The organism is Mesorhizobium sp. WSM3626 (assembly GCF_000513935.1).
GTDB classification, from domain to species: Bacteria; Pseudomonadota; Alphaproteobacteria; order Rhizobiales; family Rhizobiaceae; genus Mesorhizobium; species Mesorhizobium salmacidum.
Genome location: NZ_AZUY01000019.1, coordinates 24,947 through 40,251 on the forward strand (window position 1 = coordinate 24,947; position 15,305 = coordinate 40,251).

13 protein-coding genes are annotated in these 15,305 nt (G+C 63.2%); 11 read left to right on the forward strand and 2 right to left on the reverse strand.

Annotated elements, in window-relative coordinates:
- Positions 1–41: 41 nt before the first annotated feature.
- A complete protein-coding gene (fabD, locus tag M653_RS0115200) occupies positions 42–995 on the reverse strand; it encodes an ACP S-malonyltransferase (RefSeq protein WP_027144120.1) in 954 nt (317 codons plus the stop codon).
- A gap of 245 nt (positions 996–1,240) precedes the next feature.
- Between fabD and M653_RS0115205 the strand changes: the two genes are divergently transcribed.
- Positions 1,241–3,202, forward strand: coding sequence for an LTA synthase family protein (locus M653_RS0115205; RefSeq protein WP_027144121.1), 1,962 nt, complete (start codon positions 1,241–1,243; stop codon positions 3,200–3,202).
- 42 nt (positions 3,203–3,244) lie between these two features.
- On the opposite strand, the gene M653_RS0115210 is transcribed toward M653_RS0115205, so the two are convergent.
- A complete protein-coding gene (locus M653_RS0115210; RefSeq protein ID WP_027144122.1) occupies positions 3,245–4,885 on the reverse strand; it encodes a pilus assembly protein in 1,641 nt (546 codons plus the stop codon).
- Positions 4,886–5,344: 459 nt separating this feature from the next.
- Between M653_RS0115210 and rpsF the strand changes: the two genes are divergently transcribed.
- From rpsF to purF, 10 genes are all read left to right on the forward strand, one after another.
- Positions 5,345–5,833 carry a 30S ribosomal protein S6 gene (gene rpsF / locus M653_RS0115215; RefSeq protein ID WP_027144123.1) on the forward strand — a complete coding sequence of 163 codons (489 nt, stop codon included), beginning with the start codon at positions 5,345–5,347 and terminating at the stop codon, positions 5,831–5,833.
- Positions 5,833–6,081: a 30S ribosomal protein S18 gene (gene rpsR / locus M653_RS0115220; protein ID WP_006203718.1), complete on the forward strand. Its 249-nt coding sequence runs from the start codon at positions 5,833–5,835 to the stop codon at positions 6,079–6,081. Before rpsF ends, rpsR begins: the two co-directional genes overlap by 1 nt.
- Before the next feature lie 214 nt (positions 6,082–6,295).
- Complete coding sequence (gene rplI, locus M653_RS0115225; protein ID WP_027144124.1) at positions 6,296–6,880, forward strand: 50S ribosomal protein L9; 585 nt, start codon at positions 6,296–6,298, stop codon at positions 6,878–6,880.
- Positions 6,881–7,041: 161 nt separating this feature from the next.
- On the forward strand, positions 7,042–8,370 hold the full coding sequence (locus tag M653_RS0115230; RefSeq protein WP_027144125.1) for a cyclopropane-fatty-acyl-phospholipid synthase family protein: 1,329 nt from the start codon (positions 7,042–7,044) through the stop codon (positions 8,368–8,370).
- 88 nt (positions 8,371–8,458) lie between these two features.
- Entirely contained in the window at positions 8,459–8,782 is a 324-nt protein-coding gene (locus M653_RS0115235; RefSeq protein WP_027144126.1) for a YnfA family protein, read from the forward strand.
- A 3-nt stretch (positions 8,783–8,785) separates the two neighbouring features.
- On the forward strand, positions 8,786–9,751 hold the full coding sequence (locus M653_RS0115240; protein ID WP_027144127.1) for a small ribosomal subunit Rsm22 family protein: 966 nt from the start codon (positions 8,786–8,788) through the stop codon (positions 9,749–9,751).
- Between the two features lie 245 nt (positions 9,752–9,996).
- On the forward strand, positions 9,997–11,487 hold the full coding sequence (locus M653_RS0115245) for a replicative DNA helicase (protein ID WP_027144128.1): 1,491 nt from the start codon (positions 9,997–9,999) through the stop codon (positions 11,485–11,487).
- A gap of 125 nt (positions 11,488–11,612) precedes the next feature.
- The gene (radA, locus tag M653_RS0115250) at positions 11,613–13,016 is read left to right on the forward strand and encodes a DNA repair protein RadA (protein ID WP_027144129.1); all 1,404 of its coding nucleotides are present in this window, start codon (positions 11,613–11,615) and stop codon (positions 13,014–13,016) included.
- 47 nt (positions 13,017–13,063) lie between these two features.
- Entirely contained in the window at positions 13,064–13,723 is a 660-nt protein-coding gene (locus M653_RS0115255) for a CvpA family protein (RefSeq protein WP_027144130.1), read from the forward strand.
- Positions 13,724–13,828: 105 nt separating this feature from the next.
- Positions 13,829–15,298: an amidophosphoribosyltransferase gene (gene purF / locus M653_RS0115260; RefSeq protein ID WP_027144131.1), complete on the forward strand. Its 1,470-nt coding sequence runs from the start codon at positions 13,829–13,831 to the stop codon at positions 15,296–15,298.
- Positions 15,299–15,305: the final 7 nt, after the last annotated feature.

Here is a 15,305-nt window from a genome sequence, read left to right on the forward strand (position 1 = left end):
AGAAGAGGACACCCCGTATAGGGATGGTATCAAATGGCGTTTTATGCAAGCGCCGCCAATGCCGCCTCGACCTCAGCCGCGGAACCCACAGAGGTGGTGGCGATGTCGCGGTTGATGCGCCGCGCCAGGCCCGAAAGCACCTTGCCGGCGCCGATCTCGTAAAGCGTGGAGACGCTGTTGGCGCCGAACCATTCCACCGTTTCGCGCCAGCGCACGCGGGCAACCACCTGTTCGACCAGACGCCGTGCGATCTCATCGGGGTCACTGGTCGGAGTGACGGTGACGTTGGAGACGATGGGCACCACCGGCGCGGCCCTCGCGACGCTCGCCAGCGCCTCGCGCATGATCTCGGCCGCCGGTGTCATCAGCGCGGAATGGAAAGGCGCCGAAACCTGCAGCATCAGGGCCCGTTTGGCACCCTTTTCCGTGCACAGTCTCGCCGCCAGTTCCACCGCGGCTCTCGTGCCTGATATGACCAGCTGGCCGCCGCCATTGTCGTTCGCCACCTGGCAGGCAGCGGCCTTGCCAGCGCCCAGGGCGGCCTCGGCACAGGCAGCTTCGACATCGGCCTGCTCCAACCCGATGATCGCCGCCATGGCGCCCTCGCCGGCCGGCACCGCCGCCTGCATGGCGTTGCCACGAATGCGCAGCAGACGGGCGGCATCGGCAACGGAAACGAAGCCGGCGGCGGCGAGTGCCGAATATTCGCCCAGCGAATGGCCGGCGACATAGGCGACCTTATCCTTCAGCGAGAAACCGCGCGCTTCCAGCGCCCTGATCGCCGCCAGCGATACCGCCATGAGGGCCGGCTGCGCATTGGCCGTCAGCGTCAGGGTTTCTTCGGGACCTTCCCAGATCAGCTTCGACAGGTTTTCGCCGAGCGCGTCATCGACTTCCTGGAAGATCCTGCGCGCCTCGGGAAAGGCATCGGCGAGATCCTTGCCCATGCCGACAGCCTGGCTTCCTTGTCCTGGAAAGGTGAATGCGACGGCCATGCGGGGGCTCCCCAGACTTGTTTTGCTTGACTGATACTACGAATTTTCCCTGCCTGTGACGCAAGGCAGGCCGCCAAGTCAAGCCCGGTTCAACCCGGAGCCGAACCCGAACCATGCGCCGAGCGCCTGTTCCCAAAGGGCTTTGCGACGATCACACCTGATGAAAACCGCTCACGAATCGTTTGCTGGCTCTTCTTATTTTCGTCACAGGCGCTAGCTTTGCGTGACAATTATATGACAATCGAATGACGTGGATTGTCTTGGGGTGGGAAGTTAAAGTGGCAAAGAGCTTCAAACGTGCCGGCAACGCCGCGCCGCAGTTCCTGGAAGACGATCCGTCCACCGGCTATCTGCCGGGCCGGCGATGGCCGGTCGTCCGTTACGGGCTGATCAGCCTGGCGATCTCGGCCGTGCTGGTGTTCGCCATCGAACTGATCGTGCGCGGCGATGTTGCCGGCACCGTTTCCTTCTTCCTGCAGCCGTTCAAGCCGGGCTGGACAACCATCGTCGTGTTCGCGCTGGTCCTGATCGGTCTCGACGCGGTGCTCGGGCGCAGTCATCAGAGCCTGATGATCGTGGCGCCGCTGACCCTGTCGCTGGCCTTTGTCGGCCACCAGAAATCGCATTATCTCGGCGATCCGCTCTATCCAACGGATTTTCTCTATGCCCGCCAGATCTTCGCCCTGCTGCCGCTGCTGGTGCGCGAGCGGCCTATGACCGCGCTCGCCATGGTCGCGGGCATCGTCGCCAGCCTGTCCCTGCTCGTCTACGGCTGGCGGGTTTGGCGCCGCAAGGTTCCAGCCCTCAGCCACAAGGGCCGCCTTGCCCGGCTGACGCTGGCGGTGCCGCTGCTCGCCTTCTTCGTCTCGATCATGGACTACGCCACTTTCTCGTGGACGCGGGACCGGCTGCAGATCATCCCCATCATGTGGGACCAGAAGGAAAACTACGCCTCCAACGGCTTTGCGCTCGCCTTCGCGCTCAACGTGCCGATGGCGCATGTCTCGGCACCCCNAGGCTATTCCGACAAGGCAATTGCGGCCATTGACCGAACCAATGTGACGGCCTCGGTACCTACCGAGAAGCCCGACATCATCGTCGTCATGAGCGAATCCTTCTGGGATTCGACCAAGCTGCCCGGCGTCACCATCACCCCGGATCCGATCCCCAATGTGCGGGCGCTCCGCTCGGGCTCGATGTTCTCGCCTGAATTCGGCGGCATGACCGCCAACATCGAATTCGAAGCGCTGACCGGGTTCTCGAACGCCTTCCTGCCGGCCGGCAGCATCCCCTACCAGCAATATGTACGCACCCCGACGCCGTCGATGGCGACCTTCCTGAAGAGCGAAGGCTATAGGGCACGCGCCATCCATCCAGGCACAAACTGGTTCTGGAATCGCGGCGCAGTCTATGCCGATTTCGGCTTCAACGACTTCAAATCGGAAGAGACGCTGCCGCCCATGGAAAAGCGCGGACCGCTGGCATCCGACGCCGCGATGACCGACGAGATCATCCGCGAAGCCGACGCCAGCGACGACCCGGTCTTCTTCTTCGCCGTCAGCCTGCAGAACCATGGCCCGTATGAACCGAACCGCTATTCGAACCCGACCCACTCGGTGCAAGCCCCGATCAGCCAGTGGGCGCGTGACTCGCTGATCTCCTACGCCGAGGGTTCAGCCGACGCGGACCGCGGCCTCGAGCGGCTGATCGAATGGGCCAAGACGCGCGAGCGGCCAACGATTGTCGCCTTTTTCGGTGACCACCTGCCGCCACTCGGACCGGTCTATGTCGAGACCGGCTTCCTGAAGGACAATGTCGCGCCACGCAAGGAACCGACACCGGAGGCGGCTCTCGAACACCACGCGACACCGCTGATCATCTGGTCGAACCGCTCGGGCCCGGTCGAGAATCTGGGGACGGTGAGCCCTGCCTTCCTGCCCTATCATATCCTGACCGCCGCGGGCATCACCCACCCCTACTACACCGGCTTCCTGGGCGAGATGCGGCAGCGCTATCGCGTCGTCGACCGCAACTTGTTGCTGACGCCGACGGGCGAGGCGACGTCCGACTGGGCTCGGCAGAAGGAGATCGACCCGGCGATCCGCGATTTCCGTCTGTTGCAATACGACATGATGTTCGGCAAACGCCTCGCGGCACCCGACTTCTTCCCTGAAACGGTCGACAAGGTTGTCTCCCATACCAGTTGAGCCGACCGGTCGGCTCAGGCCCGATGCTTTCGGGCCATGGGTTCAATTCGTCAATTGCAGCTTCGAGAACTTGTTGGCGATCTGCAGGAACACGTCCGGCAGTTTGGTCGGGTCATTGACGGCATAATAGTTGCTCGGGTCGGAAGCGCAGGCGCTGTAAAGCGTGCGGTTGGCGGGCGTGTCGGATTGCAGCACCAGAGTATAGATTTGCACGCCCTCGTTCTTCAACTGCGTGCAGACGCTCTTGGTCCAGCCGTCGACATTGCGGGCCGCCGTCGCCTGGTTATCCGACCCGAAGCGGCCACCCGCCAGATAGCCATAGGATGTGTAGTCGGATTTCGTCGGCTGTTCGCTGGCACCATAGACGACATTCTCACCGTCGGTGAGCAACAACACGATCTTGCTGATGCCAGGCGTCTTCCACGGCGCCCCGTCGGTATAAGGCGGAGCGGGCGACAGCACACGCATGCCCCACGACAGGCCCTCCGACACGTTGGTGCCCGAGCCGTTCCACTCGGTCATCTGGCTTGCCGCCTTGCGCAGCTTGTCGAAATCTTCGGTCAAGGGAACGACAGGGGTCGGGCAGGAACGGTTCGGGCCAACGGTGATGGAAGTTCCTGTCTCGGTGATAAGTTCCTTGTCTGGCGCCACATATTTGGCGACTTTTTCCTTGGTGGCTTTGTCGGGATCGCTGCCGAGGCCGCTGAAGTCGATGCCGAGCCGGTTGTTGCCTTTCTGTTTGTCCAGCTTGACCGTGTCGCCGGTGTCGGCGAGATAAGAATTGTTGTAGTATTTTGCCTCATTGCCATAGGTGCTGGACGGCATCTGCGCATCTCCGGGATCATCCGGCGCAAAATAGGGAACGAACAGCGTGTCGGGCTTGGTCGGATCGGGCGGCGTGTCGGAGATGTTGTAGGCGCCGGGCCGCGCCTCCACGCAGCCCTTCCATCCCGTGTCGTTCCATCCGGGCTCGGCCCATCCGGTGTCCTTGAGCTGCTTGAACAGCGCCATGTGGTTCGGGCGTTTGCCGTCGATGACGGGGAAATTTATGCCGTTGGTCGAGGATTTGCCGTCCATATCGATCCAGGACGGGTCGAACCCGTCGCCGTTGACGTTCACGGCCGTGACGAATGGCACCAGTGAGGCACGGACCTGGCGCGTCGGCGATTTCGTCGATTCGAGAGTATCGAGCAATGATTTGGTCGCGGCCCTGAGCGCCGTCATACGGGCGCCGCGCATCGAGCCGGTATTGTCCAGCACCAGCACGACTTCGAGCTGATTGTTCGATTCGACCGCCGAGGCATCGACCACGATGTGCTTGCTCTGGCCAAACAGGAAAGCGAAGTTCAGATTGACGTCGGCCGAGGCGACCGCCTTGGTCTTGATGAAATTGACGCCCTTGTCGACGGTCAGCGTCGCCTGCGCGTTGACGAGTTCGCCATGCCCGGCGATGTTTGCCTGGAAATAGCGGTTGAAGGCGTCGGTGCGGGTAATGTCCAGATCGCCAAGATGCGACGAGGCAAGGTTTGCGGAATCGAGCGCGTTCTGCAGGTTGCTCTTCGCCCGCATCATGGTCGAGACATCGGTCGCGAAGGCCACGGCTGACAGAATGGCTGGCAGCCCCAACCCCATCAGAAGCGCGAAATTGCCGCTCTTCGAGCGCCAGAATCTGTTGAGAAGCATCCTTACCCCCGGAAATGCCTGCCGCTTGCGCGGTTGCCCGGTCTTTTGCATGTTGCATGATGAATCGACCGTTGACGGTGGGGCTCAACCCGGCGCAAGCTGATGTTGTGGTTAAGCGCCGGTTGCCGGGAAAACCGCCAGGCCTTGCGCGCGCCGCGGCTTGATTTTCTGGTGGCCGCGACATCGGGGATGCCGCTTGCCCTTGCCTTATCAGCGGATTGCTGTATAGACGCCGCCAATCTGCCGGTCCCAGCTGGGGGCTGAACGGAGGGCCGGAGGTTTTTTCTAGAACCTTCGTGTGATGCCAGAAGCGCTTCCGCCTCCCGTGTCTCCGCTCTCGACCGTCTCGTCATGCTCCTTTCTTCCTCGCGCCTTTCGAGGCACACGCGGGTCAGAGAAGTTGCAGAGGCTTTTGCCGCCGGGAACCGGGAGAGAAACGAAGAAAGGCACTGATACATAATGGCTCTTTACGAACATGTGTTTCTTGCCCGGCAGGACCTCTCGCAGCAGCAGGTCGATGCGCTTGTCGAACAGTACAAGGGCGTCATCGCAGCAAATGGCGGGTCCGTCGGCCGGGTCGAGAACTGGGGACTGAAGTCCCTCACCTACCGGGTCAACAAGAACCGGAAGGCATACTACACGCTGATGGATCTCACCTGCCCGCCGGCAGCGCTCAACGAGATGGAGCGCCAGATGGGTCTGTCCGAGGACGTGCTGCGTTTCCTGACCATCAAGGTCGAGGCGCATGAGGAAGGCCCTTCGGCCATGATGCAGAAGCGCGAAGAGCGCTCCGAGCGCGGCGGCTTCGGCGATCGCGACCGTGGCGATCGTCCGGCGCGCAGCTTCGGCGACCGCGGCGATCGTGGCCCGCGTTCGTTCGGCGATCGCGAAGGCGGCGACCGTGGTCCGCGCCGTCCGCGCGAAGGTTTTGAAGGGGGTGCAGAATAATGGTCGACATCAACCAGATCCCGACCCGGCGCCCTTTCCATCGCCGCCGCAAGACCTGCCCGTTCTCCGGCGCCAACGCACCGAAGATCGACTACAAGGATGTGCGTCTGCTGCAGCGCTACATTTCCGAGCGCGGCAAGATCGTGCCGTCGCGCATCACCGCCGTCAGCCAGAAGAAGCAGCGCGAGCTCGCCAAGGCGATCAAGCGCGCCCGCTTCCTCGGCCTGCTGCCCTACGTGGTTCGCTAGTTCTTCCGAACGGGCGGTTCGCCGCCCGTTCCTTATCGCCGGCCATGACGGGCATGACCGGTTAGGCATCAAATCCCGAGTTGAGGTCAAAACCTCTAACTGCCGCGACAGGCAGGACAGCGACACGGCGGCAACGCCCTTTTGCTTCCTGACCTGTTCCAGAGAATTCGGCGCCGGCCTTGTGGACGGACGCCCAACCAAAAGGAACATAATCATGGACGTCATTCTTCTCGAACGCGTCTCCCGCCTCGGCCAGATGGGCGATACCGTCAAGGTCAAGGACGGTTTTGCCCGCAACTTCCTGCTGCCGCAGGGCAAGGCGCTGCGCGCCAACGAAGCCAACAAGAAGAAATTCGAAGGCCAGCGCGCCCAGCTCGAAGCCCGCAACCTCGAGCGCAAGTCTGAAGCCGCGCAGGTTGCCGAAAAGCTCGACGGCAAGAGCTTCATCGCCGTTCGCTCGGCCGGCGAGACCGGTCAGCTCTACGGTTCGGTGTCGACGCGCGACATCGCCGATCTGCTGATCACGGAGGGCTTCACGGTCAACCGCAACCAGATCCAGCTCAACCAGCCGATCAAGACCATCGGTGTCACCAATGTGGCGATCGCCCTGCATCCGGAAGTCGAAGTCACCATCACGCTCAACATCGCCCGCACGGCCGATGAGGCCGAACGCCAGGCCAAGGGCGAGACGCTGACCACCGCCGAAGCTATTTACGGCGACGACATCAACGACAATGCGCGGCCGGAAAACTTCTTCGATCCGAATGCCGAGTTCGAAGGCGGCGAAGAAAACGCCTGATCGCACAGGTCCGAGCCACTCGGATCACGGCTTTCCAGCCATTTCTGGACCAATGCCCGGGCCTCTCGCCCGGGCATTTTTGTGCCAAAAGGAACTTTTCGAAACCCTATATATTGATGCAGAGTAGGACAGCCTGTCTGACCGCGAGGGGACATCGGACCATGAATATTCTGTTGAAGCGCGTTCTCGACCGCCTGGTGCGCACGGGCAATCTCAAGGTAACCGGGCCGCAGGGTTCGACATTCATCTTCGGCGACGGCAGCGGCGAGCCGGTGCATATGCACATCAAGACCCGGCATGCCGAGCGCGCCATCACCTTCGACCCGATGCTGGCGGTGCCTGAATCCTACATGGACGGCGAGCTGGACATTCTTGAAGGCGGCGTGCTCGGACTGATGCGCATTGCCTTCCAGAACATGGGCAGCGGCGGCATCGACGCAACCTGGTCGAAAGCCATCGAGGGCCTGCGCCACGCCTTCCGCCGCCTGCAGCAGATCAACACCGCCACGCGCTCGCGCCGCAACGTGCAGCGCCACTACGATCTGTCGGGCGAGCTCTACCGGCTCTTCCTCGATGAGGACATGCAGTATTCCTGCGCCTATTTCGAGCAACCGGACATGACGCTGGACGAGGCGCAGGCCGCCAAGAAGCGCCATATCGCCGCCAAACTCCGGCTGAAGGCCGGCCAGACGGTGCTCGACATCGGCTCCGGCTGGGGCGGGCTTGGCCTCTACCTCGCCAAAGCTTTCGACGTCGACGTACAAGGCGTGACGCTGTCGACCGAACAGCATGGCGTCGCCACCGACCGGGCGCATGCGCAAGGGCTGGAAAACCACGTCCATTTCGAGATGAAGGATTATCGCGAGCTCAACGAACGCTTCGACCGCATCGTCTCGGTCGGCATGTTCGAGCATGTCGGCGTCAACCATTACCGGACCTTCTTCGACAAGGCGGCAACATTGCTGAAGCCTGATGGTGTCATGCTCCTGCACACGATCGGCCGCTCCGGCGTGCCATGGGCGACCAGCGCCTTCATCCGCAAGTATATTTTCCCCGGCGGCTACATTCCGGCAATGTCCGAAGTACTGCCGGCGATCGAGAAGTCCGGCCTCGTGGTCACTGACGTCGAGATCCTGCGGCTCCACTATGCCGACACGCTGAAGCACTGGGGCCAGCGCTTCGCCGCCAACCGCGACAAGGCCAAGGCTATCTATGACGAACGCTTCTGCCGCATGTGGGAGTTCTATCTGGCCGCCTCGGAAGCCGCCTTCCGTTGGCAGGATCTGGTGATTTTCCAGTTCCAGATCACCAAGACGAACGACACGCTGCCGATGACGCGCGACTATATGGCCAAATGCGAAAAGGCGCTGGAAATGCGCGACATGGGGCACCGTGAAGATATGGGGCACCGTGAAGATATGGGCCGCCGCGAGGCGGCTCCCGCCGAGAAGCCCGCCAAGCCCGCCCGCCGACGCAAGGTGGCGGAATAGGAACGGCGCTGTCAGGACGCATTATTGGCGCTTGCCATTGCCGGCTCCTGCCCCGAAAAAGGCCTCGTGATCGAAGCGAGGCCTTTTCATGACCTATCTCCTCTACACAGCCGCGGCGCTGGCCGAGATCGCCGGCTGCTTTTTGGTGTGGGCGTGGTGGCGACTGGAGAAGTCGCCCCTCTGGCTGCTGCCGGGCTTTGCCTCGCTGCTTGTGTTCGCCTGGCTTCTGGCATTGGTCGACATCAGTGCGGCCGGCCGTGCCTATGCCGCTTACGGCGGTATCTACATCGCTGCCTCACTCGCCTGGTTGTGGCTGGTCGAGCGCGTGCGGCCCGATCGCTGGGACCTTGCCGGTGCGGCGCTCTGCATGGCCGGCGCCTCGATCATCCTGCTCGCACCGAGAGGGGCATAGGCCGTGGAACTGCCAGCCACTCTTCGACAGGCTGTCGATCGCATTTTGGAAAAGGTGCCGCTGCCGGACCTGAAGCAGGCAGCAAAAATCCTGTCCGACCGCTACCGCGCCGAACTGCGCGACGGGCGCCTGCACATGGTGCAGGACATGGCGGTCAAGGCCTATCTGACGACGCGGATGCCGGCGACCTACGCGGCGGTCCGCGCCAGCCTCGATGCGCTCGCCGAAGCCCGGCCGGATTTCACACCCGCGACCTTGCTCGACGTTGGCGCCGGCCCTGGCACGGTGCTTTGGGCTACCAGCGATCTCTGGCCTGAACTGGAACTTGCAACGTTGTTCGAGGCGAGTGCCGCAGTGCGCAAGATCGGCGAGACACTCGCGGCCGGCGCAATCGCGGCCCGGACCATCTGGCGGGCCGGCGATGTCACGACAGACCTTGCCGACCTTCAACCGGCCGACCTCGTCACATGCGCCTATGTGCTGGACGAGATCGTGCCGGCATCCTTGCCCAAAATGGTCGACCGGCTATGGCAACTCACGACGGACACGTTGCTGATCGTCGAGCCGGGCACGCCGGCGGGCTGGCTGCGAATTCTGGCCGTGCGGCAGCAACTGATCGCCGCCGGCGCGCATCTGCTGGCGCCTTGCCCGCACGAAGCACTCTGCCCGCTCAACCCGCCCGACTGGTGCCACTTTTCCCGCCGCGTCGCCCGCTCGCGCCTGCACCGGCTGGCCAAGGACGCGGAGGTGCCGTGGGAAGACGAGAAATTCATTTATGTCGCTGCTTCGCGCCAGCCGGCTGCCTCCCTCGCCGCACGAGTGATCGCGCCGCCGAAATCAGGATCCGGCAAGGTGTCGCTGAAATTATGCGAGGCAGACGGCAGCGCCGACGAAAAGCTCTTCACCAAACGCGACGGCGACGCCTTCAAGGTGGCGCGGCGGCTGGACTGGGGCGATGCGCTGGCGTGAGATGAAACGAAGACCATCGCTCCGCAATCCGGTGTCAACCATCGACCACTTTCCTGTTTTGTTCTCCTTCGAGAAACGCTAAACTCGCAACTCTCGATTCGAGTCAATTGCGATTCTTTCCACGGAAAAATTTTGGCTGTGAATCGCGAGCATCAAGGCCGCTTCGACACGAGCTGTTGCAGATAAGTCAGCATCGACTTGTCCAGTTCTGATATCGAAAGGCCGGGATCTAAATCGGGGACATCATGGCAGAGGCAGCGCGAAAATTCGGCGTGGCGGAGCAACCGCTCTATCGCGAATCGCCCAACAACATCGAGGCCGAGCAGGCGCTGCTTGGCGCCATCCTCGTCAACAACGATGCCTTCTACCGAGTGTCCGACTTCCTGAAGTCCGGCCATTTCCATGAACCCCTGCACCGCAAGATCTTCGACGTCGCGGCCGAGTTGATCCGCATGGGCAAGGCGGCGACGCCGATCACGCTGAAGACCTTCCTGCCGGCCGACGAGAAGGTCGGCGACATGACGGTGGCGCAATATGTCGTGCGGCTGGCGGTGGAAGCCGTCACCGTCGTCAACGCCACCGATTACGGCCGCGCCATCTACGACCTGGCGACGCGCCGGGCGCTGATCACGGTCGGCGAGGACATGGTCAACATCGCCTATGACGCACCTGTCGACATGTCGCCTTCCGAACAGATCGAGGACGCCGAGCGCCGCCTGTTCGAGCTGGCTGAAACCGGGCGCTATGACGGCGGCTTCGAGAGCTTCACCGACGCGGTCAAGACCGCGGTCGACATGGCCAACGCCGCCTATATGCGCGACGGCGGTCTGTCGGGCCTCGCCACCGGCTTGCGCGATCTCGACCGCCGCATGGGCGGCCTGCAGTCGTCCGATCTGATCATCATCGCCGGCCGTCCAGGCATGGGCAAGACATCGCTAGCCACCAACATCGCCTTCAACATTGCCGAGATGTACGAGCCGGCGCAGCAGGCCGACGGCTCGTTCAAGGCGGCCAATGGCGGCGTCGTCGGGTTTTTCTCGCTCGAAATGTCGTCCGAACAGCTCGCAACCCGTATCATTTCCGAACAGACGGAAATCTCTTCCTCGAAGATCCGCCGCGGCGAAATCAGCGAAATGGATTTCGAAAAGCTGGTCGCCTGTTCGCAGACCATGCAGAAGATCCCGCTGTTCATCGACCAGACCGGCGGTATTTCCATTGCCCAGTTGTCTGCCCGCGCGCGTCGCCTGAAGCGCCAGCGTGGCCTCGACCTGATCGTCATCGACTATATCCAGCTGATGCAGGGCTCATCCGCCAAGTCTTCGCAGAACCGCGTGCAGGAAATCACCGAGATCACCACGGGCCTGAAGGCGCTGGCCAAGGAACTGGCCGTGCCGATCATCGCGCTGTCGCAGCTCTCGCGTCAGGTCGAAAGCCGCGACGACAAGCGCCCGCAGCTCTCCGACCTGCGCGAATCCGGTTCGATCGAGCAGGACGCAGACGTCGTCATCTTCGTCTATCGCGAGGAATATTACCTCAAGAACCGCGAGCCGAAGCTCGGCACCGAGGAATACGTCAAGTGGGAAAACGACATGAACGAGATGCGCGGCAAGGCCGAGGTGATCGTGGCCAAGCAGCGCCACGGGCCGACGGGCTCGGTCACGCTCGCCTTCCACGGCGAATTCACCCGCTTCTCGGATTTGGCGGAAGAGCACCACATCGCGGAGAGGTTTGAGTAGCCTCTTGCCCGCGGTCGCAACAGAAATACGCAAGCAAGGCGTCCTACGACGCTCCCCTCTGTCCGGCAGGACAGAAGGGGGCGCGGAGGATCGCGGCGCCCGCAAGCGCGCGGGAAGGTAAAAGCGTGGCCAAATCCCGCGTCCAATTCATCTGCCAGAATTGCGGTTCGGTGCACCAGCGCTGGGCCGGCAAATGCGATGCCTGCGGCGAGTGGAACACGCTGGTCGAGGAAGGCACGTCAGGCGGCATCGGCTCGGGGCCTGCCAACACGCGCAATGCCCGCAAGGGCCGAGCCGTGGTGCTGACCACGCTTTCGGGCGACATCGAGGACGCACCGCGCATCGTCTCGGGCATCGGCGAACTCGACCGCGCCACTGGCGGCGGCTTCGTGCGCGGCTCGGCACTGCTGGTCGGCGGCGATCCCGGCATCGGCAAGTCGACGCTGCTCACCCAGGCCGCGGCCGCTCTTGCCTCCAAGGGCCATCGCATCGTCTATGTCTCGGGCGAAGAGGCCGTTGCCCAGATCAGGCTACGTGCGCAGCGTCTCGGCGTCGCGTCGGCGCCCGTGGAACTGGCGGCCGAGACCAATGTCGAGGACATCCTCGCCACGATCGCCGACGGCAAGCGGCCGGATCTGGTTATCCTCGATTCGATCCAGACACTGTGGACCGACCTTGCCGATTCGGCGCCGGGCACGGTTACCCAGGTACGCGCCGCCGCCCAGGCAATGATCCGCTACGCGAAATCCACGGGCGCCGCGATCGTGCTGGTCGGCCACGTCACCAAGGAGGGCCAGATAGCGGGTCCGCGCGTGGTCGAGCACATGGTCGACGGCGTACTCTATTTCGAGGGCGAAGGCGGCCACCACTTCCGCATCCTGCGCACGGTGAAGAACCGCTTCGGACCGACCGACGAGATCGGCGTCTTCGAAATGTCGGATAAGGGTCTGCGCGAGGTCTCCAACCCGTCCGAACTTTTTCTTGGCGAACGGCACGCGAAATCGCCGGGAGCGGCGGTTTTCGCCGGCATGGAAGGCACCAGGCCCGTTCTGGTCGAGATCCAGGCGCTGGTCGCACCCTCCTCACTCGGCACGCCGCGCCGGGCGGTGGTCGGCTGGGACGGCGCGCGGTTGTCGATGGTGCTGGCGGTGCTGGAGGCGCATTGCGGTGTCCGTTTCGGGCAGCATGACGTCTATCTCAACGTCGCCGGCGGCTATCGCATCAGCGAGCCGGCGGCCGATCTGGCGGTCGCCGCCGCACTGGTTTCCTCGCTCACCGGTCTTGCCCTTCCCGCCGATTGCGTCTATTTCGGCGAAATCAGCCTTTCGGGCGCGGTGAGGCCGGTTGCGCATGCGCAGCAGCGCCTCAAGGAAGCCGAAAAGCTGGGTTTTGGTAGCGCGGTTCTGCCCTTGGGCAGCGAGGAACTTGCCGGAGGGATCGGGGCCGGCGCTTTCCAGCCCACCGAGCTTGCCGACCTCGTGGCGCGCATAGCCGGCTCACGGCGCAGCCGTGTCGACGATGAAGAGTGACGCGGCTCGCCGAGCCGTGAAAATGAGATCGGAGTGGGGCCAAAGACATGCCGATTACGCTGCTTGACGGAATTCTCGTCGGCTTCACCCTGGTCTCGGCGATGCTCGCCATGGTTCGCGGCTTTTCGCGCGAGGTGCTTTCGGTTGTTTCGTGGGCGGCGGCGGCCGCGGCCGCCTTCTTCTTCTACAAACCGGTCCTGCCCTACCTGAAGCCCTATATCGACAATGAAAAGATCGCCATGGCGGCGGCCGCCGGCGTCGTCTTCATCATCGCGCTGATCGTCGTGTCGGTCATCACCATGAAGCTCGCCGACTGGATCATCGATTCACGCATCGGCGCGCTCGACCGCACGCTCGGCTTCCTCTACGGCGCCGCGCGCGGCATCCTGGTCGTCGCGGTGGCGCTGTTGTTCTTCAACTGGCTGGCCGGCGCCAAGGCCCCGGCCTGGGTCACGGAAGCCAAGTCGCGGCCGCTGCTGGAACAGATCGGCGCCAAGCTCGAAAGCCTGCTGCCAGAAGATCCGGAAAACGCCATCCTCAAGAAGCTCAATCCGAATCAGCCGGCCGCCGAGACGCCCGCCGCGCCGGACGCGCCGGCGGCGGATGCTCCGGCCGGTGGTGACGACGCCAATGCGCCGGCGCCCGACGACAACGACGCCGGTCCTGCCGACAACACCGCCAAGCCGCAGCCAGCGCCGGCGAACTGAGGCCCCAAACTGGACGTCGGACGGTCGATCCATGTGAACGACCGCACGCAGTGCGTTGCTTTCGACGCGCGACCGCCTTATATGGCGATTTTAGCGGAGCTTAAGATGGCAGACGCAGACGACGTGCTTTCCGCCGAGGCTGACGATCATTTCCATGACGAGTGCGGTGTGTTCGGCATCTTTGGCCGGCAGGATGCGGCAGCCATCGTCACACTTGGTCTGCATGCGCTGCAGCATCGTGGCCAGGAAGCGGCCGGCATCGTCTCCTATGACGGCACCCAGTTCCATGTCGAACGCCATGTCGGCCTGATCGGCGACACCTTCACCAAGCAACGCGTCATCGACAGCCTGCAAGGCAACCGCGCCATCGGCCACACGCGCTACGCCACCACTGGTGGCGCCGGCATGCGCAACATCCAGCCCTTCTTCGCGGAGTTGGCCGATGGCGGCTTCGCCGTCGCCCATAACGGCAATCTCACCAACGCCATGACCGTGCAGCGCGCGCTGCAGCAGCAAGGCGCGATCTTCTCCTCCACGTCCGACACCGAGACGCTTTTGCACCTGGTTGCTACCAGCAAGGAACGCGATCTCAACTCGCGCTTCATCGATGCGGTGCGTCAGGTCGAGGGCGCCTTCTCGCTGGTGGCGATGACGGCCAAGAAGATGATCGGCTGCCGCGATCCGCTCGGCATCCGCCCGCTGGTTCTGGGCGATCTCGACGGCGCCTGGATCCTGGCCTCCGAGACCTGCGCGCTCGACATCATCGGCGCCCGTTTCGTGCGCGACCTGAAACCCGGCGAGATGGTCGTCGTCACTTCCAAGGGCATCGAGAGCCTGTTCCCGTTCGAACCACAGAAGACCCGCTTCTGCATCTTCGAATATGTCTACTTCGCCCGGCCCGACTCTTCGGTCGAAGGCCGCAACGTCTATGAGGTGCGCAAGCGCATCGGCGCCGAACTGGCGCAGGAAAATCCGGTCGAGGCCGACATCGTCGTACCGGTGCCGGACTCCGGCACGCCGGCGGCGATCGGCTTTTCCCAGGCGGCGGGCATTCCCTTCGAGCTCGGCATCATCCGCAACCACTATGTCGGCCGCACCTTCATCCAGCCAGGCGATTCGATCCGCCACATGGGCGTCAAGCTGAAGCACAACGCCAACCGCCGCATGATCGAGGGCAAGCGCGTGGTGTTGGTCGATGATTCGATCGTTCGCGGCACCACCAGCCAGAAGATCGTGCAGATGGTGCGCGACGCCGGCGCCAAGGAAGTGCACATGCGCATCGCCTCGCCGCCGACCAGCGCGTCGTGCTTCTACGGCGTCGACACACCGGAGAAGTCGAAGCTGCTGGCTTCGCGCATGTCGGTGGAAGAGATGGCCGAGTTCATCCGCGTCGATTCGCTCGGCTTCCTCTCGATCAACGGGCTCTACCGTGCCGTGGGCGAGGCCGGCCGCGACGACGACCAGCCGCAATTCTGCGACGCCTGCTTCACCGGCCAATATCCGACCCGCCTGCTCGACTTCGAAGGCCACGACAATGTGCGCACACTGTCGCTGCTGGCGAACAATGGGGCATAGGATTGCC

What these genes read in the sequence shown, in the direction of transcription:
- fabD (WP_027144120.1), bottom strand. Translation starts at nt 995, where the DNA reads ATGGCCGTCGCATTCACCTTTCCAGGACAAGGAAGCCAGGCTGTCGGC.
- M653_RS0115210 (WP_027144122.1), bottom strand. Translation starts at nt 4,885, where the DNA reads ATGCTTCTCAACAGATTCTGGCGCTCGAAGAGCGGCAATTTCGCGCTT.
- rpsF (WP_027144123.1), top strand. Translation starts at nt 5,345, where the DNA reads ATGGCTCTTTACGAACATGTGTTTCTTGCCCGGCAGGACCTCTCGCAG.
- rpsR (WP_006203718.1), top strand. Translation starts at nt 5,833, where the DNA reads ATGGTCGACATCAACCAGATCCCGACCCGGCGCCCTTTCCATCGCCGC.
- rplI (WP_027144124.1), top strand. Translation starts at nt 6,296, where the DNA reads ATGGACGTCATTCTTCTCGAACGCGTCTCCCGCCTCGGCCAGATGGGC.
- M653_RS0115230 (WP_027144125.1), top strand. Translation starts at nt 7,042, where the DNA reads ATGAATATTCTGTTGAAGCGCGTTCTCGACCGCCTGGTGCGCACGGGC.
- M653_RS0115235 (WP_027144126.1), top strand. Translation starts at nt 8,459, where the DNA reads ATGACCTATCTCCTCTACACAGCCGCGGCGCTGGCCGAGATCGCCGGC.
- M653_RS0115245 (WP_027144128.1), top strand. Translation starts at nt 9,997, where the DNA reads ATGGCAGAGGCAGCGCGAAAATTCGGCGTGGCGGAGCAACCGCTCTAT.
- M653_RS0115255 (WP_027144130.1), top strand. Translation starts at nt 13,064, where the DNA reads ATGCCGATTACGCTGCTTGACGGAATTCTCGTCGGCTTCACCCTGGTC.
- purF (WP_027144131.1), top strand. Translation starts at nt 13,829, where the DNA reads ATGGCAGACGCAGACGACGTGCTTTCCGCCGAGGCTGACGATCATTTC.